15 protein-coding genes are annotated in these 22293 nt (G+C 33.0%); all 15 read left to right on the top strand.

Annotation, left to right across the window (positions count from 1 at the left end; translation table 4 throughout):
* Entirely contained in the window at positions 1–4086 is a 4086-nt protein-coding gene (locus D2833_RS00110) for an ABC transporter permease (protein ID WP_027333153.1), read from the top strand.
* A gap of 3 nt (positions 4087–4089) precedes the next feature.
* Positions 4090–5589: an ABC transporter ATP-binding protein gene (locus tag D2833_RS00115; protein WP_011113251.1), complete on the top strand. Its 1500-nt coding sequence runs from the start codon at positions 4090–4092 to the stop codon at positions 5587–5589.
* Between the two features lie 403 nt (positions 5590–5992).
* Positions 5993–6676: a hypothetical protein gene (locus D2833_RS00120; protein ID WP_027333154.1), complete on the top strand. Its 684-nt coding sequence runs from the start codon at positions 5993–5995 to the stop codon at positions 6674–6676.
* 182 nt (positions 6677–6858) lie between these two features.
* Positions 6859–7029 (top strand): hypothetical protein, encoded by a 171-nt coding sequence (locus D2833_RS04050; RefSeq protein ID WP_155242165.1) that lies wholly within the window; start codon positions 6859–6861, stop codon positions 7027–7029.
* A 120-nt stretch (positions 7030–7149) separates the two neighbouring features.
* On the top strand, positions 7150–7617 hold the full coding sequence (ispF, locus tag D2833_RS00125; protein WP_011113253.1) for a 2-C-methyl-D-erythritol 2,4-cyclodiphosphate synthase: 468 nt from the start codon (positions 7150–7152) through the stop codon (positions 7615–7617).
* Positions 7618–7623: 6 nt separating this feature from the next.
* Positions 7624–8169: a hypoxanthine phosphoribosyltransferase gene (gene hpt / locus D2833_RS00130; protein ID WP_011113254.1), complete on the top strand. Its 546-nt coding sequence runs from the start codon at positions 7624–7626 to the stop codon at positions 8167–8169.
* A 25-nt stretch (positions 8170–8194) separates the two neighbouring features.
* On the top strand, positions 8195–10492 hold the full coding sequence (ftsH, locus tag D2833_RS00135; protein ID WP_027333155.1) for an ATP-dependent zinc metalloprotease FtsH: 2298 nt from the start codon (positions 8195–8197) through the stop codon (positions 10490–10492).
* 45 nt (positions 10493–10537) lie between these two features.
* Positions 10538–11161, top strand: coding sequence for a DAK2 domain-containing protein (locus D2833_RS00140; protein ID WP_011113256.1), 624 nt, complete (start codon positions 10538–10540; stop codon positions 11159–11161).
* Complete coding sequence (locus tag D2833_RS00145; protein WP_011113257.1) at positions 11151–12041, top strand: hypothetical protein; 891 nt, start codon at positions 11151–11153, stop codon at positions 12039–12041. The genes D2833_RS00140 and D2833_RS00145 overlap by 11 nt, the downstream gene beginning before the upstream one ends.
* 57 nt (positions 12042–12098) lie before the next feature.
* Positions 12099–12365, top strand: coding sequence for an HPr family phosphocarrier protein (locus D2833_RS00150; protein WP_011113258.1), 267 nt, complete (start codon positions 12099–12101; stop codon positions 12363–12365).
* Between the two features lie 64 nt (positions 12366–12429).
* Positions 12430–14418 carry a transketolase-like TK C-terminal-containing protein gene (locus D2833_RS00155; RefSeq protein ID WP_027333156.1) on the top strand — a complete coding sequence of 663 codons (1989 nt, stop codon included), beginning with the start codon at positions 12430–12432 and terminating at the stop codon, positions 14416–14418.
* On the top strand, positions 14408–17080 hold the full coding sequence (secA, locus tag D2833_RS00160; protein WP_027333157.1) for a preprotein translocase subunit SecA: 2673 nt from the start codon (positions 14408–14410) through the stop codon (positions 17078–17080). Before D2833_RS00155 ends, secA begins: the two co-directional genes overlap by 11 nt.
* Positions 17081–17360: 280 nt before the next feature.
* The gene (locus D2833_RS00165) at positions 17361–19601 is read left to right on the top strand and encodes a P68 family surface lipoprotein (RefSeq protein ID WP_117273909.1); all 2241 of its coding nucleotides are present in this window, start codon (positions 17361–17363) and stop codon (positions 19599–19601) included.
* A gap of 64 nt (positions 19602–19665) precedes the next feature.
* A complete protein-coding gene (locus tag D2833_RS00170; RefSeq protein ID WP_011113262.1) occupies positions 19666–20496 on the top strand; it encodes a thermonuclease family protein in 831 nt (276 codons plus the stop codon).
* Positions 20497–20559: 63 nt separating this feature from the next.
* Positions 20560–22293 (top strand): ABC transporter ATP-binding protein, encoded by a 1734-nt coding sequence (locus D2833_RS00175; protein ID WP_011113263.1) that lies wholly within the window; start codon positions 20560–20562, stop codon positions 22291–22293.

Genomic DNA, 22293 nt, shown 5'->3' on the forward strand with positions numbered 1-22293 from the left:
GTGTTTAATTTAATTAAGAGTGTTATCCGGTCTTTTAAGAAAGCTAAAGTTGCTTTAATTAGTTTAACCTTTTTAATCTTCTTATCTTCTTTAACTTATTCATTACTAGATAACACGAATAAGAACTTAGAAAGCTCGTATGCTTATGTTAATCAAAAAGGTAATGCGGCTGATTTAGTAATCAACGAAAAATATGACTTTGGGACACTTCAATTTGACTCAGACCCGTCAATTGTTAATCCCAATGTAGATTTGACTAATACCAATAAGGTTCATATCTTTTTATCAGCTGAATCAATCACACCATATTTAAATACGATTATTAGCAACGATAGTGCTAATATCTATACCAATCTCATTAGTTATGAGATTAATTTAAATAGTAATCTCTCTAACCAACAACGGATTAATCTTGTGCAGAACGAGATTATTACTGCTTCTAATCGGTTAAGAATTCAATTACAATCAGATCCTAATGCTAAGATTGATAAGATCTTAAACGATAAAAATATCGAGTTTGAACGTTATGAATCATTAGATGTTAGTGAAGGTGATTTACAAAAAAAGATCGTTCGTACGAACAGCAATTATCAAGTTGATAAACTAGTTTTATATGATGGTCAGATGATTAGTAACTCTGGGCATAATTATCAACAGATTCTTGATCAGTTTATGAAACTAAAAGCTGATTATAATCAGCTTAGAATCGACCAAATCCCTGGTTTTATTAAAGATAATCAAGATTTAAAAACAATCTTAAACGTGGTTTTAACTGGGATTAATCCCAATACGAATAATCCCAATTTAGCTAACTTTGTTCAAGCAGCTACCAAAGTTGTTAACAACCAACCTTTAAATAATAACGAACAACAAAGAATCCAAGAGTTTATTGATACAGAAACCAACCCAATCAATAATAATTGGAGTATTAATTTCCAATGGAAATATCAGATCGTTCCTTTAAGTATTAGGTTAATTAATCCTAATAGTTATTTTGCGATCGTTTCAGCTAGTAACTGAAAACACGATCAACAGACTGATGGTAAAATGATCTTTCAAGATCAAGAGATGATCGATCAGTTAATGTCACTTAATGGTGATGCTTTCTTAGAAAGATTTAATACGATCAGTGATCGTTATAAGATCCAGATCGATCAAACTTCGTATTTAATTCTTGGGACCGGGGTTAGCCCAGAGTTTATTTATCCGATCTACAGTTTTACCAACTTTATTCCCAACCCGGTTAATCAAAGAATTTATTACGTTAATGATTATGGGTATTCACGGTTACGTGAAGCATTTAGTACCAACCCAATTGAGACAAACATCGTTGGTCGGTTTAAAGATCGTAATCTTAGTCAAGCTCAACGCCAGTTAGCGCTTGATAAGATCAATCAATGAGCTTCAATCAACATGGCGTGACCGCCAAATTTAAAATCAGCTTATTTTGCCAATGATATTAGCAACATTTTAAATTTAAGGGCTGCGCGCACAACCTTTATTCCTTCATTATTAAATACGATTAAAAATACGTCATTAATGTTAATGGCGATCATTATCTTATTAGCATTAATGGTGGGGATCTTAATTGTTAAGAGCTATATTGATAAGAATCGCCAAACCCTAGGGATCTTGTTAGCTAACGGGTTTAATAAAACAAAGATTAATTTATCAATGGCAATCTTTAGTTTTATTCCCTCACTAATAGGAGGGATGGCGGGTTATATCTTGGGATATATCTTACAAGAGGTTGCTATCAATGCTTTTAGTAGCTTCTGGTTTATACCCGTTGAACTAAGGCGGTTTAGTGCAACTGCTTTAGTTACTTCTTTCTTTTTACCTGTAATTATCTTTGGGGTTACCAGCTTTTTAGTATCAGTTTATTTGATGCGTAAAAACGTTGTTAACTCGTTAAAAAATGATAGTGAATACAAAGTAAGTAAGATCTCAGTTTATATTAAAAAACCAATCGCGATCCTATCGGTTATGAACCGATTTAGAATCTCGATTGCGTTTAACTCGATGTGGAAGCTGTTCTTATTATGTATCTTATCAGCAGCCACGATGGTTGTGTTGATCTTCTCATTATCAACGCTTAATGTTTATGATAAGGCTAAAAACGATACGTTTGGCGCTAATAATTATAAATATTACGTTGATCTAGCCACACCAACCCAACAATCAGGGTTAATTATGTACCAAGAATTCAAAGATCTTGGTAAAACTGATGCGGCTTTAGCTGGATGAGAAGATCATAAGAACTATTTCTTAGCCAACTCTAGAACTGATCCAAACCAATCAGGTTGAAGTAACTTACATATCGTTGGTTTAAACGATATTATTGACCAAAGTTCTAAAGTTACGTATCTTAAGAACTATGTGCAATCTAAGATTGGTTTGGACTACTTAATTGGTCTTGGGGTGTTGAGTGCTAACCCGTGAAGTTTATCAAGTTCATTAATGCCTTCTAACCAAGCAGCTGCTTCAGAAAAATCTTATGAGATTTTCTTGCAAGCAATCGCTAACAACGTTTATCGAAACCTAAAAACACCAGCTGATAACGATCCAAGTTATTACATTAGGATCGTATTTAACCCCCAACTAAACCGTAATGTGTATGAAATCAATCAAGATCAAGCACTAAGTGGTGGGATTTTAAAACCTGAATTTATTCATTTTTTAATCCAACAATTTGAGAATATCTCAAATAACACTTACGGTTTAGTTGACTATAAGATTACGTATAACGTTATTGGTCTAGGAGCTAAGACGATCGGTGATATCAAAGACAAAGAATCGCCTAAATTTGCTTACACAAGAATTGACACGGTTACAGATAATGATCAAAAATTCCAAATCAAAGGAATTAAGAACTGGATTAAAACAACTAATCTAGATGATGTTGATCGTAAGGATTATCTAGGACCGATCTTAATTGATAATAACAATAAAGTGATTAACCAAAAGTTGTTTAATCAGACTGATGATAATCCGATTATTATCAATGAGTTTGTTGCAAAAAACAACCACTGAAAAGTTGGTGACACAATCGATTTCACGATTACCAATCGTGTTGATCGGATCTCAGATAAATTAAATATTATTAACCACGATGAATATTTAAAAAACCAAAAAGTTAAGTTTAAGGTAATTGGAATCTCTAGCTCAGCTAGAGATAATGATCTTTACACATCTTATGATCTGGCTAACAAACTACTAGGGTTTAGTGATTTCGAGATCGAACATAAATTACCATTTAATGGTTATTACTCAGATGATCTAGATGCTTTTGAAAGATCAACACCCTTATTCTCAGAATCAGGGTTATTACCTTCAACTTCGAATTTCTCAGTTGATAATAAACAACTGCAAAAGATTATTCGTAATAGTATTCTTAACTATCAATCAACACTAAGTACATCAACACCTTATAATCAACTATCTAGTACAAGACAAGCTTATGTTGATGATTATAAGGCGTTATTAGTAGCACTTGGAGAAGTAAAAAACCTTGATGGCAACAACTTTCATCAATGAACTGAACTAAAAGCTGATAATCAATCTGTTAGTGACTACATTAAGAAACTAGTAAGTGTGTATGGTTCATTACCATACAACACGATGATCAACTTTTTATATAATAGTAGTTCTAATCGCGCGATCTTTGAGAATATCTCAAAAACTTCGTTAACGATTCAAAACGTGATTATTGCAATGATTGTGCCAATCGTTACTCTGATCGTGATCTTGATCTCAAATATGTTGATTGATGAATTAAAAAAGATCGCGATCAGAATGAAAGCTTTGGGCTTTTCTGATCGAGCGATTATCTTTTCATTCTTATCAATTTATATTCCCGTATTTATCTTTGGATTATTAGTGGGTGGACCACTTTCATTAATCTTGGTTAACATTTATAATTTAATCATTTTAAAATCAGCTTCAATTGCGCTATTCACGACAATTAGTATTACCCACATCTTGGGGGCACTAACTGGTGTTATGGGAATCTTTTCAATCTCATTCTTTACGAACTGATACACATTAAGAAAGATGAAGATCGCTCAAGAGATTAAGAATTATTAATGGATGATGATGTCAAACTTTCAGTTAACTAAACAGATTGAAGAAGTTAAAATTGCTAATGAACTAGATTATCTTAGTCTTGATTGGGATCAACCAGCAGTTTATTTTGTTGATAACTTTGGCGATTTTAATAATATCTATAACTCTTATATTGGTAATGTAATTTATTACATGCGTCAAAAGACAGAAGCAGTATCATTACTAAGACCTAATTTTCGGATCCAAGTTAATAACTTTTGTAATAACTTGCTTTATTTAAAGCAAACATTAGATAACACCTATGGGAAGATGTTTGCGAGTGAGAATTATCAGACCAAGCAAAAACAATATTTAGTTAAGAAATTTATTGATTACGTTAATGAGTTAAGCAATCGCTTAATCTATCATATTAATGATTTCATCTTTGAACTTAAGCAAAAGAAAAGACCTGTTGAAAGAAAACTCTCTGTTAGAACTGCGCAAGAGTATGAAGTGATTCTTAATCAAGAATCGGCTTCGATTATTGATTACTTCAAGAAGTTAGAAAACAATATCTCAGATGATAGTTATCTAGATCCTAGTTGGTTAAAAAAGACTGAAGTTTCGATCAAGCAAAGAGAAGATAAGATTAAAGATTTCTTTAAGGTTTTACACTTAAAAAACTTTGCGCGGGTTAAGTTGTCAAATATCTATAAAAAGATCGATAAGTTTAAGCAAAATTTGGAAACCGCGTTTTGAAATCTAGAAGTAAGTAAAGTTGAAATCCTAAATAAACCACACAAGATTAGACAAACCAACCCAATTAGACCTGACTTCGTTATTGATCTAAGAAACGTCACAAAATACTATTCTAATGGTGTGACGACTACCAAGGTTTTAAAAAACGTTAATTTGCAAATTCCATGAGGGGAATTTGTTGTGATCTTGGGACCATCTGGTAGTGGGAAGACAACCTTATTAAATATCATCTCAGGGATGGACCGAGCAAGTAGTGGTATCACTTTTGTTGCCAACAAAAATTTAATTGGGTTTTCTGATACCCAATTAACTAAGTTTAGGCAAGAAAATATCGGTTATATTTTCCAACAATATGGTTTGTTACCTAATTTAAACGTTAAAGAAAATATTGAAATAGGCGCGTTCTTGCAACGCGATGCTTCTAAACGTAAAGATATTGATGAACTATTAAAAAACATCGGGATGTATGAACAACGTAATAAGTTGCCTACTGAACTTTCAGGGGGACAACAACAAAGAGTGTCGATTGCTCGAGCAATCGCCAAAAACCCGACTGTGATCTTTGGAGACGAACCTACTGGTGCATTAGATGGTGAGATGACTCAAGTTGTTTTAGAAGAGTTCGTGCAAATTAATAAGAAAAACAAAACAACATTAATTATTGTTACCCACAATCCATTAATTGCTGATATTGCCACAATGGTGATCAGAGTGGGTGATGGAACGATTAAATCAATAACCAGAAATGAGAACCCTAAATCAGTAAAAGAGATTCATTGGGGTTAAGTTAAGAGTGCTTATTAAAACTGGTAGAACTAACTTTAAAATAATATTTTAAGAGCATATTTTCTTGTAAACTTATCTTTTTCAATAGTATTATTAACTTAAATAACTTACATTTAGAAGTTTGTAGGGTATTAAACCATATATTAAATAAATTTAAGGTTGTTAATAGATTATTTTCTTCTAATTACTTGTTTAGCTCAATATATATAATATAGGAACTAGTTAAGGTAAGAAATTGATCGATTAAGTCTAAATTTATCAAGATTAAAGTTAAGCGTTAGATTAAACCAAAAAAACTTTTAAATTAATAATACTTATAATCAAACAATTATATGAACTCTTTTAAGAAGAAAAAAACGATTGGAAAAATCTGTGGGGCACTTTTACATTTTCCATTCCAGCAATGTTTTTAAGTAGTTGTACTGGAATTACTTTAACCAGACAAAACTTTGTAGATACTAGCGTATCTAACAACCGTCAACCAAACAATTCAAATCCATCTAGCAACCAAGGGACAACTAATACTAGTCAATCTAATAACCAAGATTCAACACATCCTAATTTATACGGGGTATTAAACCCTAGTGTTCTAGGTCGGCCTGATAATCAAAGTGATCTAACTCAACACGAAGATCAAAATCCACTTTCAGCAAGTAGACCAAATATTAATGGTGTAAGATCAGCTCAACCAAACCAAGGTGGGTCTAATAGTCAAAATCAAGGGAATAATGGCAACACAAACAGTTTAATCCCAGATATTACTCAACCTGCTAGAGAACAAATACCTGCGCCTTTATATACAGTAAGAGTATCTAGTTACGAACTAACTAATACTGGTTTATTAGGTGCTGATAAATCAGAAGTAGTCATCGATATATTAGATAACAAGATTACATTAGGAAGTAAGATTCAAAACCACTTTAGTACTTCATTAGAAACATCTAAATTATTAGAGATCTTTGCTAAGAACGCTTCAACTTACAGTCCGAACTTCATCCTTACTGATAAAAAACCTTCAGACTGGCAAACATACACAAATACTAACTCGTTCTATGTAAGTAATGAACAAGAGCAAACAGAGCTGTAACGATCCTAAACTTTATTTTTAACAATATCGAATACACAAAGCTTAATAACCTAATTGCTGTTAATAGCTTAAAACCAACTGTTGTAACTAGAACTGATGCTACTGATCCTAATTTAGTACTATTCTCTTCACACGTTTCAAACAATTCATTAATTAACAACAGTTTCTTACAGTTCAAGGTAGTGGCAAACAATAACAAACCGCCTTACACGTTAGACGAAAAAACTCGTTCAGTTACTTTTCATAACCTAACTTTAGAAAAACGAGTTTATTTAGACAAAAATAGATCTCCAGAAACAGTAAGAAACTGAATCGTTTTATTAGGTAAGTTTACTGTCCTCAACGCCTTTTAATTAGTCTAAGATTGTTATTACCTTTTTCATCTAGGTCTTTATCTAACCTAGAATATCTCTAATATTAACGCACGTAATAGAAATTAAAAATTAATATTATATAATATTTATTAATTACATATGAATATTAGAATTGGCCAAGGCTTTGATAGCCACAAACTTAAAACTAAAAAAAACAGCCGGGTTTTTTTAGGCGGGATCCCCGTGAGAACTGATCAACAATTGATTGCAAATTCAGATGGTGATGTAGTGCTTCATGCTTTAAGCGATGCTGTGCTAGGGTGTGGTTCTTTTGGTGATATCGGTATGTATTTTGATGAAAACGATCTATCTAACAAAGGATTGGATTCAAAAACAATCTTAAATTACTGCTTAAAGTTGATTAAAAAACTTAAGCTGGAATTTGTTAATATCGATCTAACAATCTTTGCCCAAGATATTAGAATCGATCCAATCAGATTTGAAATCAAAAGTTCTTTAATGAAATTAACAGGTTGTAACTCTGTTAATGTCAAAGCTAAAAGTTACGAAGAACCTAAAAACGAAATTGCGTGTTCATGTGTAGTTCTAATGAATACTAATAAGTAAAAGATTATGTCTAAATTAAACTACACGATTGAAAAAATTCTAATAACTAACGAACAGATTAATGAAGCAGCGATTAAAGCTGCTAACTGAATTAATCAAACTTATAAAGATGATGAGATCATTTTAGTGGGAATCTTAAAAGGATGTATTCCTTTTATTGGTAAGATCATTGATAAGATCGAATGCGAAATGATTTTAGACTTTATGACCTTAAGTTCATTTAAGGGTGAAACCAAATCCCAAGGCACTCCCAAGATCGTTATGGACTTAGCTTATGACGTGATGGATAAGAACGTCTTATTGGTCGAAGATATCATTGACAGTGGTAACACAATTAAGATCGTTTTAGACTTATTAAAACAAAGAGGTGCTAAATCAGTTAGATTATTAACCTTTTTAGATAAACCTTCAGGTCGAGAAGTTGATGTTAAAGCAGACTATGTTTGCTTTGAAGTGCCACACGGCTTTTTAGTTGGTTTTGGTCTTGATTACAAAGACAAATTAAGAAACTTACCTTATGTTGCGCATATGGTATCAAATGACAAAAAATAAGATTTATAAAATATAATTATTTAATATGTCGAATACATCTAATTTTAACGAGCGGGTAACAGAAAATGCCAAACCGCCCAAAAATGTTAAATCGATTATTTGAAAAACAATAGGAATTATCATCGTGATGGCAATCATCATTGGTTTAATTCTTTTTTATGTTTTACCAAGAAATACGATTGCCAACATTTCAAATATTCAATACGTTGATGGGAATTTGGTGGCAACTGCTACGATTAATGGTAGAAGCGGACGATTTATCCTTGATCTTGAGAACTCAACTTACCAAACGAGTTACACATCTGGATTATCATTATCCATTAGTGTTTTTTTAAGAAACTTAAATAATGCTAACGGTCAGTCTTTCTTTGTTTCATTAATTAGACCAGCTACTTCTTCAGCTAATGATGCAGTATTTAATATTGCCAATTTATCAATCAACCAAACTAGAGGGGTCGCCACTTTAGTTACTGAAGGTGGTTCATACAGTGCTGTATTAACTACCACTTTAACAGCGTTACCACTAACTGGACAAAAGTTCTTACCAGAAGGGTTTAACCTTGACACAGCGAATACTGATGCTTATCGTGCTGCTGGAGCAATTCCTGGAATTCAAAGATTATTAGCAGTAGGTAATGTTCAGTTACCAAATCAAAGTACTGCAATCTTAACTCAGTTCTTAACAAGCATTATTCCGTTCGTGATTCTGATTGTGATCTATATTGTGATCGCAAGAAGATTCAGCAGAACAATGGGTGCTGGTGGTGCTATAGGTGAAGATGGTGAAAACGTCTTCACAATCGGAAAATCTCAAGCTAAGTTAGCTAAATCAACCTTTAAGTTTACAGATGTTGCAGGGATTGAAGAAGAAAAGAGTGAACTAATTGAATTAGTTGACTACTTAAAACGCCCTGGAAAATACGTACAGATGGGTGCTAGAACGCCTAGAGGGGTAGTTTTATATGGACCTCCAGGAACAGGTAAAACGTTATTAGCTAAAGCAGTAGCTGGTGAAGCTGGTGTGCCATTCTTCCAAGTTGCTGGTTCAGCGTTTGAAGATATGTTAGTAGGGGTAGGGGCTAAGAGAGTTAGAAACCTATTTGCTAAAGCTAAAAAAGCTGCTCCTTGTATTATCTTTATTGACGAAATTGACTCAGTTGGTTCTAAACGTGGGAAATATGAGATCTCTGCTGGTTCAGCTACCGACCAAACACTTAATCAGTTATTAGCTGAAATGGATGGGTTTAGTACTAGAACTGGAATCATCGTGATGGCTGCTACTAACCGTTTAGATGTATTAGATGATGCTTTATTACGTCCTGGTCGATTTGACCGACATATTCAAGTTAATCTTCCAGATATTAAAGAACGTGAAGCGATCTTAAAAATTCACTCAAGAAATAAGAATATCTCTTCTAAAGTAAATTTATTAGATATCGCTAGAAGAACCCCAGGGTTTAGTGGTGCTCAACTTGAAAACGTCTTAAATGAAGCAACACTATTAGCTGTAAGAGCTGATCGTACAAGTATCTCATTAACTGATATTGATGAAGCAATTGACCGTGTTATTGCTGGTCCTGCTAAAAAATCAAGAGTGATTAGTGATTTTGAAAAAAATCAGGTAGCACACCACGAAGCAGGTCACGCTTTAGTAGGATTACACCTAAAAGGAGCAGATGAAGTTCAAAAGATTACGATTATTCCTCGTGGTCAAGCCGGTGGTTATACTTTATCGACACCTAAAGATGCTGAACTAAACTTAAAGAAGAAATCAGACCTATTAAATATGATTGCTGGAGCTTTAGGTGGTAGAGCTTCAGAAGAACTGTTCTTTGGAAAAGACGCAATCTCAACAGGGGCATCTAACGACTTTTATAAAGCAACTAATATTGCTAAAACAATGGTAACCCAACTAGGGATGTCAGATTTAGGGATTACCCAATTCTTACCTTCTGAAGGCGGTATTAACCCTAATGCGCGTTACTATTCAGAAAATACAGCGCAAAGAATTGATGAAGCAATCGCTAAGATCTTAGAAGAACAATACCAAGTTGCTTACAATATTATTAAAGACAACCAAAACGAACTAAAACTAATTGTTGAAGCATTACTAATTCAAGAAACGATCGTTAAGAACGATATTGACTACATTCACGAACACTTGAAATTGCCTGAAGCAATTATCAAATTAAAAGAAGAACAACTTAAAGAAAAAGCTGCAGCTGAAAAAGAGGAACAAGCCGAAAAAGCTAAATTAGACCACCAATCTGATTCTGCTCAACCTCAAGAAGAACCAACAGCAAGTACAGCTAGCTCTAATTAACAGATTAGTTAACTAATCTGTTTTTTTGTCTTCAATCACAATAAGATGGAAAATCGCTCTGCTTTTATAAACCTATTAATTCGAATCATTGATAATTTCACTTATTCCGAACAGTTTCTTAATTTGATCGATAAGAAAGGATCAAATGGGGATTTTGTTGATTCATTAATCCCATTTATTAATAAGATCTCACAATTTGCTAACCGTGAAGATAACCAAATTAGTTTTTATAATTCTTTAAAGATTATTGCTTTATATATTAAAGAAACGATCAAAACAACGCTGGGAGCAATCCTATATGATCTCACCCACCAAGCAGCACATTATCTAGATCAAAATAAACTAAGTCGTAATCATCTAATTGAGAGTTTTTATCGAGCCTTATTAGATTGTAAAAACAAGTATCAATTGCGGATTGGGGCTAAAAGTTTTTATGATATCTTATACCCAGTACTTAAATACCTTTATTTAAATAATGATTTGTCAACTCAAGAGTTAATGGCAGAAAGCCAAAAAATTTTAGATGAAAATTTTAACAAATCATTATTATTAAAATCTAAAGTTGGTCGTGCTTCTTATCATGGCAAACGCTCAATTGGGATATATGATCCAGGAACGGTGTTTATTTATATAATTCTTGAGGGAATAATTAAAATTTATGATCAGTAAGATTCTTAATCCAAAACTAAGAAGAATAGTTGTTATTACTGCTTGAATTTTAATGATCATTCCGTTGATCGCTACTTATTTTTTTATCAACACTCCCGTAGTTTTATATAGTTTATATTTTAGTCTTTATCCGATTAGTTTAATCTTATATGTTGGTCATTACTATTTACATTTAAGATTAAGAAAAAAACTGAATGAGCAATACCAAGCAAAAGCAATCTTTGAAGGTTTAGAAAAAACTAAGAAACTAAAGATTAAGCGGGTTAATGATCAGTTTCTTAATAAAGAAACGATTAAACAGATTATTAAACTATCAGATGGTGAGGTCCAAAATTTAGATAAAAGATTTAGTCAACCTAACTTTTATCAAGAATATCAAGTTAATGATCATAATGATGAACTAAGAATTAGTTGTCTTGAGTTTTGTAAATCTAAGTATTCACTTAACTACCCTTATAAATATGATTGTTATTATTGGTTCGAACTAAAAAATCTTTCAGATCAACCATTTGTGTTGCTTAATAAAAAAGAAGCGCAAAACCCAGGGTTTAGCAAATATTTAGTTAATGGATTAAAACCTAGTTTTCAAGATAAATTCGTTTTATACACGAATCAAGAAAACTTTGATCTAACGAAAGTGATTGATGATGAGATCTTAAATGATCTCTTATTTAAAAAACCAGATACGAATATTAATCTGGTTAATAAAAATAACAAAACGTTTTTATTATTAAGAATGAGTTTCAACATTTTTAATCTTTATTATGGCTCAGATTACTTTGATGAAACAACCTATCACCAATTAGTTATCCAAAGAGTGGAAAACATCAAGCTGTTAATCGATTTATTTTATTCGCTACGCGAATGCATAAATGATTAATAAATAATTCATAATGCCTTATAATTATTAATAGTTAAATATTAAAAAATATCAAATATGAAAAGCTTTAAAGCAACTATTATTGATCCATTTGGATTACACGTTAGAACAGCTACTGTTCTATCTTCTAAAATGGGTGGTTTTAAATCAAAAGTTACCCTTAAGATCGTTGGCGGTGCTACTGCTGATGTTAAATCAATTATTAATTTAATGTCTTTAGCTGTTAAGCAAAACACAGCTGTTGAATTCATTATCGAAGGTGAAGATGAAGAGAAAGCTTACGAAGAGCTTCAAAAAGCTTTAAAAGACAATAAATTAATTTAATTAACTTTTAATATTTTATTTTATATATGTAGGATTGATTTAAAAAGGGTCAATCTGTTTTAATATGAACATCCAACAACAAACCATAAACACAATTCGCGTTCTGGGAATTGAGATGATAAACAATGCCAAATCTGGACACCCTGGCATGGTTATGTCAGCAGCGCCAATGATGTATGCTTTGTTTCATGATCACTTAAACTATGATGTTAGCGATCCCAACTATCTTAATCGTGATCGGTTTATCTTAAGTGCAGGTCATGGTAGTGCTTTGTTATATGCCACAATGTATGTGGCTGGGTATAAGACATTAAGTACAAAGGATTTAAAGAATTTTAGAAAGTTTTCATCTAAAACACCAGGTCACCCTGAATCAACAATGTTAGCGGGTGTTGATTTTGGTACAGGGCCATTAGGTCAAGGTGCAGCAACATCTGTTGGTTTTGCGATTGCTGAAGCTAATTTAAGCGCTCGCTTTGATAAGATCATTAACCATTATACTTATTGTTTAATTGGTGATGGCGATCTGCAAGAAGGAGTGTGTCAAGAAGCTTTAGCAGTAGCTGGAAGATATAAGCTTAATAAATTAATCTGACTATATGATTCTAATGATGTGCAATTAGATGGTCGGGTAGAAAACTCAACAAATTTTGATGTTGAGATGTTACTTAAATCTTATCGTTGAAACTACATCTTAATTAAAGATGGTAATGATTATCAAGCGATCTCAAATGCGATTGCTCAAGCAAAGAAATCTGATAAACCAACTTTTATTGAAGTTAAAACTAAATTAGGTTTTGCTAGTTCAGTTGAGAATACAAACAAAGCTCACGGTTCACCTTTTAGTGATGAAGAGATTAAAAATATTAAGGCTAAGTTTGATTATAAGAACAAACCATTTACATTAAGCACTGAGGTTAAAAACCACTTCGAATCAGCGATCTCTCGTGGACTTAAAGCAGCTGAAGAATTTAATCAACGGTTAGCTAAAGCTAAACCAGAATTAAAAGAAAAATTCATTACCCAAATAAAAGAAGAAAAGATTAACTTCCCTAAGAGTTTAATTAACGAATTTAATGTTGATCAGTACGATTCAACCCGTAATTTATTTGGGAAGGTGTTCAAAGAACTAACCAAGATTAATGACAATATCCTTGTTGTTAATTGTGATCTATCAAGCTCAACAAAAGTGGTCACGCACAATAATGCTAGATTTGATCACGGCCATTATCAAAACCAATTTGTTGATGTTGGTGTAAGAGAGTTCTTAGCAGGGTGTATTGTTAATGGGGTTGTGGCTCACAAAGGTTTAAAAGCTGTATCTTCAACGTTTATGGCTTTTAGTGATTACAACAAACCCGCTCTAAGATTAGGCGCAATTAACAAGCTAAGTTCATTATACGTTTATTCGCACGACTCATTTAATGTTGGTGAAGATGGTCCAACTCACCAACCAATTGAACAACTTTCAGCACTAAGACTGATCCCAGATGTTTTAGTTTATCGTCCAGCTAATTTTTACGAACTTTACATAGCGCTTAAAACTGCTTTTGATAAGAAGAATCACAAACCAGTTGTCATATCAACTTCTAGAAGTGAGTTTGATCTAACTAAGGTTAATCCAAAAACATTTGATGAGGGCTATTATTACCTAAATAAAACTAAGAGCCCTAAACTAAGATTAATCGCAACTGGTTCAGATGCTGGTACGGCTTTAAAGTTAGCAAAAATCTTTAAACAAGAAGGGATTGATATCGATGTTATCTCTGTAGCTTCATTTAAGAAACTAAAAGAAAAACTAGCTGATCTTGAAGTTCTTAAAGAATTTAAGAAATACAAAAACATCGTGATTGAATCAGGTGTAAGTAATATCTGGTTTCAATTTGTTAGTTTAGTAATTGGGGTTAATGATTTTGGTTTATCAGGTAATCCAAATGAAGTGGCAACTTACTTCAGTATGGATCTAGAATCATTAGTAAAATCATTAGCATCAATCTTACATAAGAATTACACACAACAAAAGATCGAAGAATTAATCAAAAATGCTAATTAATTGATTTAAATTAATCTCGCCTAAAAACCGTATTTTAAAAAGAGCAACACTAGCTGCTAAACAAGTTGATGCCCTTAAAGATGAGATGCGTGCTTTAAGTGATGAACAACTGTTTAATAAAACCGAATATTTTATTAACGAATTAAAGAATAACAAAACAACTGATGATATCTTAGTTGAAGCGTTTGCTGTAATTCGTGAAGTTGTTTATCGCGAAACGGGTAACTTTGCATATCTAGTTCAACTAATCGGGGCTTATGTCGTTCACCAAGGTGACTTTAGTGAGATGATGACTGGTGAAGGTAAGACCCTTACCTTAGTGCTAGCAGCATATTTAAATATGCTTGAGAAAAAAGGCGTGCATATCGTTACGGTTAATGAATACTTAGCTGAACGTGATGCTGAACAAGCTAGAAGAATATTTGCTCGATTAAATCTAACTGTGGGATGTAATAAGGCTAACTTAGCCCCACATCTTAAAAAAGAAGCTTTTGATTGTGATCTTACTTATACGACTAACTCTGAGTTAGGTTTTGATTATCTAAGAGATAATATGGTACGTAACTATAGGGATAAAAAGATCCGTGGGTTACATTTTGCGATCGTGGATGAAGGTGATTCAATTTTAATTGACGAAGCTAGAACACCCCTAATTATCTCAGGTCAACCTAAAAAAGATTTTAGGATGTACTTTGATGCTGACAAGTTCGTAGAAACCCTTAGTGAAAGCGATTATAAGATTGATCCCGAATCACGTAGCCCTTCGTTAACTGAAAAAGGAATCACTAAGGCTGAAAAGCATTTTAAGATTAATAATCTTTTTGATTTAGAAAACTCTGATTTATTCCATAAGATTGGTAACGCACTAACAGCTAGAAAGATCTTTCAAAACGGAAAAGAATATATCGTTCGCGACGATAAGATCTTAATCGTTGACCACTTTACGGGTAGAATTCTAGAAGGTCGAAGTTATAACGGTGGATTACACCAAGCAGTTCAAGCTAAAGAACGGGTTCCGATTGAAGCTGAAAACGTAGTGGTGGCGACTGTTACTTACCAATCATTCTTTAGAATGTATAAAAAGTTAGCAGCAGTATCAGGTACTGCTTTAACTGAATCTGAAGAGTTCTTAAAGATCTATAACATGGTTGTTGTGCCAGTACCAACCAACCGTCCAGTAATCCGTAAAGATCACCCTGATTTCATGTTTGGTAATTTAAAAACCAAATGAGAAGCAGTGGTTAACGAGATTGAAAAGATTCATAAAACCGGTCAACCGATCTTAGTGGGTACTGGTAGTGTGGAAGATTCTGAAACCTTACACCAGATGTTGTTAGAAAAAAACATCATGCACGAAGTGTTGAATGCTAAAAACCACGCTCGTGAAGCACACATTATTGCTAAAGCTGGTGAAGTTGGTTCGGTAACGATCTCAACCAATATGGCAGGTCGTGGTACGGACATTAAATTAGGTAAAGGCGCTAAAGAATTAGGTGGGCTTTATGTAATTGGAACAGAACGTCACGAATCGCGAAGAATTGATAACCAATTACGTGGACGTAGTGGGCGTCAAGGTGATATTGGTGAAAGCCGTTTCTTTATTAGTTTTGGTGACCCATTGTTCAAACGCTTTGCTCAAGATCGGATCCTTAAGGCTCAAGAAAAACTTGCATCAGATTATTTTGACTCTAAGTTCTTCTCAAGATTCTTAACAATGACGCAAAAGAAAGTTGAATCAGTTAACTTTGATATGCGTAAGAACTTAATTGATTATGACCACGTATTAGCCAACCAACGTGAATTAATCTATAAGCAACGTGACAAGATCTTAATTGCTTCTGATCTAACTGAAGTGGTTGATCGGATGGCGCAAAATTTCGTTGAAGGTTTTGTAGAAACCTTCAAAGATCAAGCTAACCAAACAATGGTTAACCCAATTGAGTTATCAATTGCTGTTCAAAAAGAACTGCTTCAAGGTGAAGAAGTAACCGCTTCACAGTTTTATAACCAAACTTTATTAGCCGCCAAACAGACTGTTTTAAAACTAGTTAAAGACGCGATCTCTAAAAAGATCGAAGTGATGACTGTAGGAATTGCTAATAACGTGTTTAGAGATATCATCATCCAACAGATGGATGATGCTTGGATCCATCACTTAGATCAGATGTTAAAGTTGCGTGAAGGGGTATCACTTCGTTCGTTAGAACAAACTTCACCATTAAACATCTATGTTGAAGAATCTAAGAAGTTGTTTGACCTTATGTTAAACAAGATTGCTAAAAATGTGATTTTAGCAGTATGTGCAATCATTAATCCAACAAGAAATGTTGATATTAATGTTGAACAAGAACATAGACGTCTAGAAGCACTAAAACGACTTGAAGAGATCAAAAAACTGGAAGAATTACAAAATAACAATAACGAACCAGCTAAAGTTCTTTTCAAATTCCCTGATCAACACGGTAATATGATTGAATGCGAAGTTCCTGTTGATAACTTAATCCAACTTGTTGATGGCCAAATCATTCAAGCGCAAGTAGCAGAAGAACCAAAACAAGAGCTTAATCAACTTGAAAAGGCAGATCAATTAGATCAAACTCTAATTGAAGCTAAGTTAGCTGAACAACAAGAACAGAAAAATAATTCTGCTACTGATAAATAAATAAAAATTTTTTTCAACAAAAATATTCAAATAAAAATTTATTTTCAATTTGTATTTGAATATTTATCTACGTTCTTAAGTAATTTTATTTACTTTCTTATCAATTTAATCCCTAACTTACTTTTATAATATTTATATACCACAGAAGTTAAGGATTTTTACATTTTTTCCTAAATAAAAATTAGCATAATTGGATCATGCTAAATATTAGTAACATTTATATTGATATTATTTCGATTTAACAATATAATCAAGCCGTAAGAACATAATTGAGGTAGATATGAAAGTAAAGTCTTTTAAAAAAGTTATAGGTGCATTAGGGATCTTCGCTAGTGCATCTTTATTTGTTGCAAGTTGTACAAAAGCAAGCACTAGATTTGATCAAGTTGATGATGGTAAATTAGTTTTAGCAAGCACATTCTCTTCTTCGTCTCCAATTGCGCTGTCACTAAATGATGTAATAGAACAATATAACAAAAATAAACCGGCAGGTAATTACCCAGTTGAAATCTTCTCGATTGCTGGTGGTTATAATGGTGGTCTACAAACTGTTAATACAAAACTTGCTGCAAAAGATAAGACTCAGTTCTTTAATATGATCTTCAATTATCAGGATGTAACTGCACAATTAGTAAGACACGATCTAGCATTAGAACTTAATAAGGGCGCAGAACCAGTTGATGTTTCTGCTTTCCCTGATCAATTCTTACAAGAAAACTACGATATTCTTGGTAACACTGATAGAGCGGTTTATGGTGTACCGTTTACAAGATCTACAGAAGTATTAGTAACTAACGTTCCAGTTGTTTATCAATTATTAAGTCAAGCAACAACTAATGGTGATCTAAAGATCTCTGATGATGAAGCAACTCAAAAGTTATGAGCTGAATGAAAAATGAAAGCTCAAACAAATTTAGGTAATAATAAAAGATCTACTAGACCTTCAAGAGATGCTGGTGAGATGGCAGTAACTGAAAATGGTATGCAAGCTGAACAACCTGCACAACCTGCTAATCAAGCACCTGTTTCATCTGAATTTATTAAAAAACTTTGAGGTAATTACACATCAGTAGAAGGTGGGTTAAAAGGTTATACTTTCTCTGCTTCAGCACTAGATACAACTACAAGTTTACTTGATTTATCTACAAGAATAGCGAAATCTTATCCAAACAACCTTAAACCTGTAAACGATCGTAAGCCAGCTAGCCCCCAAGGTGTTATAGGAATTGACTCTCCAAGTAACTACTTGTTCAATGCAACTTTCTCTCAAGTAAATGGGAACAAAGATAATTTCATGATCAGAAAAACTGCTGATAATAGAGCTTATGACTACAACGCGTTATTAAGTAACCAAGATAACCGTAACCAGCAATTAAAGAACGCGTTTAATGCTCTTTCGCCATTGATTAATGCTAACGGATTGTTCTTAAACAATGGTGGTAACTACTCTTCAAACTGAGGTAAATACCACCAATTAGGATTCTTCTTAAGTTCTACTTCAGGTTACTACCAAAGCTTTGTAGGAAATAGTGCAGCATTTAATTTAGTGTTCAAAGGAGTTGATCCTTCAGTAGGCACTTACCCATTCCCTAACTTTACAAGTAATCTTTATGCACCAACTAAGGCTGAATACGATGCAGGTGCATTAGGTGCTTTCACTAGTAGCCGTAAACGTTGAGTAATCTATAAGAAAGATAGCTTAACAGATGCGTTAAAACAAACTGAAACGAACGTTGCTATTACAGATGAAGCTAACCGTGCAAAAGCTGAAGAAGCCTTATCTAAAGCTTTAGAACCAATTAAAGATAATTTAAGTACTGAAAAAAACAAGAAATTAATTGGATACATTGGAACTGGATTTGAATTAGATAAATTTGATTCAGCAGTTAAAAACAAAGTTTATCAAGCAGGTAATTTAAATAACCGTAACTTTATGTCTGCATTTGTTTTAACTAGTGATGTTGACAAAAAATCTGTTCCAAGTGAACAAAGCTTACAAGTAAGTGAAGCTGATATCAGAATTGCGCCAACTAAGTTCCAAGCATCAGCTACCAAAAACACAATCATTACTCAAGGTCCAAGTTTAATCGGAATTCATGCTAATGAAAAAGAAGATTTACAAACTAAACGCTTTATTAACTGATTAATTAAAGGAAACATCAATATTCCTGCAAGAACTAATGCTGAAGGTAGAGAAACAAGCCCAGCTTATCAAGGAACACCTTTAAACTACTTAATAGCTAAAGCTTCATACATTCTACCTACAAGAGAATTCTTAAATAATCCTAAAAACGAACAAACTAATAATCCATACCAAAAGATTGCAACTCACGTGTTCAAATCAATATTAGATGATCCTAATAACTACGTTCCTTACACCGACGCTCCTGACTTTAGAAGTGGTTCATTCAGACAATCTTTAGATAGTACATTGGTTTCAGCAAATAGTTCTAAATCTAATTTTGATACCTTTATGAACAATTTAGATAAAGCAGTTCCTACGATCGTTAAACAAAACTAAAACGAAATAACTAAACAAAATTAACATCTTAGTTATTTTGTTTTTTCATTTATAGCGATAAAATATGAAATTTACTAAATTTTTACTTGTGGCTGGAACACTAGGACTATCTGTTAGTTTTGTTAGTGCTTGTACGAATAGTGCAAGCAATATTCCAGCTGATAGCAAACCGTTTTGAGAAAATTTATCAAACCAATATTCTGTTACCAAATTTAGTGATGAACAGATCAAGAACAATTTGCAAAAAGCTAAATTGTTAAGATGAACAGATGGTGATACACCTGTAATCCAGTTTTATCAAGCTGATAATCCTGATCAACTAAGTAATGAAACTAGTTCGATCAGAATTGAGGGTATAGATACTCCTGAAAAAACAAGGGTGGCTGATAATAACGTTCGGGTTCCTTCTGGTGAACCAGAACTAAAATATGCAGAAGCAGCAACTCAATTTGCTCAAAGAACAGTTCCTGAAGGTTCTGATGTTTATTTTTGGTATTCAGGATCTAAGAGTTTTAACCGTTTAGTGGGAACAATTTATTACGGGTTTGATCCAGCTAAAAAAACAGCAATCAACTATGGGGCTCAAGTAGTATTAAATGGCTTAGCGATCCCTTTAATCAAGTCAGTAACCAGTTTACTTGATCAGAATTCTGAGATCTATGTGTCAACTAGACCAATTGGGATTGCAGCAAATCTTGCCATTCTTAATAAAATGAATATCTGATCACTAGATAGTGATCTAAATAAATCATTAAAAGATATTTATAACGTTCGTGGAGTTGATAGTAGCTGAGTAAGTTATTTATACCCAGGGACAAATAACTACAAAACATATGCTAGAAAAGGACCTGATGCCAACGATTATGTCCAAACGATCTGGCCATTCTATGAATAAGTTGGCTTGTAGTTAAAATTTAAAAAATATTAAATCATAATTTGAACTGAATCAAAAAACAAAATGGAAAATTCTAAATCGACATTAGAAATACAGATTGATAATTATCAAAATAAGCATCAAGAATATGCAAAGCATAAAAATGAAACACCAGCAATCATAATTAATAATCTGGTTGTGGATTTTGGTGAAACATTAGCATTAGATAATGTTTCATTTGAAGTTAAGAAAGGTAAACTAGTTACCTTCTTAGGGCCTAGTGGTTGTGGTAAAACCACAACCCTTAATGCAATCGCGGGGTTATTAACACCAACAAGTGGGCAGATCTTATTCTCTGGATATGATGTAACTGATAAAAGCCCCAAAGATCGTAAGCTTGGGTTAGTGTTTCAAAACTATGCGTTGTACCCGCATTTAACGGTTTATGAAAATATTGCCTTTCCGCTTTATAATGATGAAGCGTGAAAAAAGAAAGCAGCATTTAAGTCGTTGATGTCTTTAACTCGTGCTGAATGTGTTGTTTTTAAAGCTAACGGAGCAACACAAGAAGAACTTGATGCTTGGAATAAATCTGGTGAAAATCGTTATTATATTCCGATTCAAATGCGAATGGACAGTGATAACAAAGAGATAAATCTTAATAAGAAATTAAGAGAATTAAATTCGCAAAAGCGGTTACTTGGCGTTAAGAAATATATTGAGATCTCAAGACTATCTAAGGATGTAGCTGAGAAATTAACTCAAGCTAAGAAAGCTAACGATAAGCAAGCAAGCGATCAACTAAAAAAAGATTATCAAAAAGAAGTTATTGAGATTAAGAAAAAATATAAGAAATTAATCTTAGAAAACCAACAAGAGATCGCTAAAGAAAAACAACTAATTAAGAACTCACCAGAACTAGTTGAGATTAGAAAACTTAAATCACAAATGTTTCGAATTGACCGTGAATTAACGGCGATTTATAAAAAATTAAGACAAAAACTAATTGAGAAATATTCATTAAATTTAAACAAATTATCTCCCGAACAAAAAGCTGAATACGATCTGCAAATGAAGAATAATATCTCATTAAAAGAAGCAGTTAACCAAGCAGTTTTAGAAGTTGCCAATCGGGTAGAGATTACCAAAAATCTAGCCAAATTCCCAACGAAACTTTCAGGGGGTCAACAACAACGTGTTGCGATTGCACGAAGTATTGTTCGTCACCCTAAGATCTTATTAATGGACGAACCATTGTCTAACTTAGATGCTAAGTTAAGAGTACAAACCAGACAATGGATCCGTTCAATTCAATCTGATTTACACATTACCACCATTTTTGTTACTCACGATCAAGAAGAAGCCATGTCAATTTCTGATGAAATTGTTTGTATGTCTAATGGTTCAATCCAACAGATTGGAACACCAACTGAACTGTTTAATAAACCAAAAAATGAATTTGTTGCCAAATTCTTAGGGTTACCTGAGATGAACATCTTAACCTGTGAATTAAAAAACAACAAGATTTATTTCAACAACAACGTTATTACACAAACTAACCTAACCAAAGATTATTCTAAGATTCGTGTTGGTTTTAGGGATGATACCGTGACAATTAAACCAGACGGAATTAACCAAGCAATCATTAAACAGATTGAAAATCTAGGAAAAATCACAGTTGCTAAATGTGAGTTTTATGATCAATTAATTAACGTTAAACTAAACCACCCAAATTATCAGATTGGTGACGTAATTAATTTTGATATCGATCATAATAAATTGCACTATTTTGACGCGGAAACAACTAATAGGATCTAA

The sequence above is a fragment of the Mycoplasmoides gallisepticum genome (assembly GCF_900476085.1).
Classification (GTDB): Bacteria; Bacillota_I; Bacilli_A; order Mycoplasmatales; family Mycoplasmoidaceae; genus Mycoplasmoides; species Mycoplasmoides gallisepticum.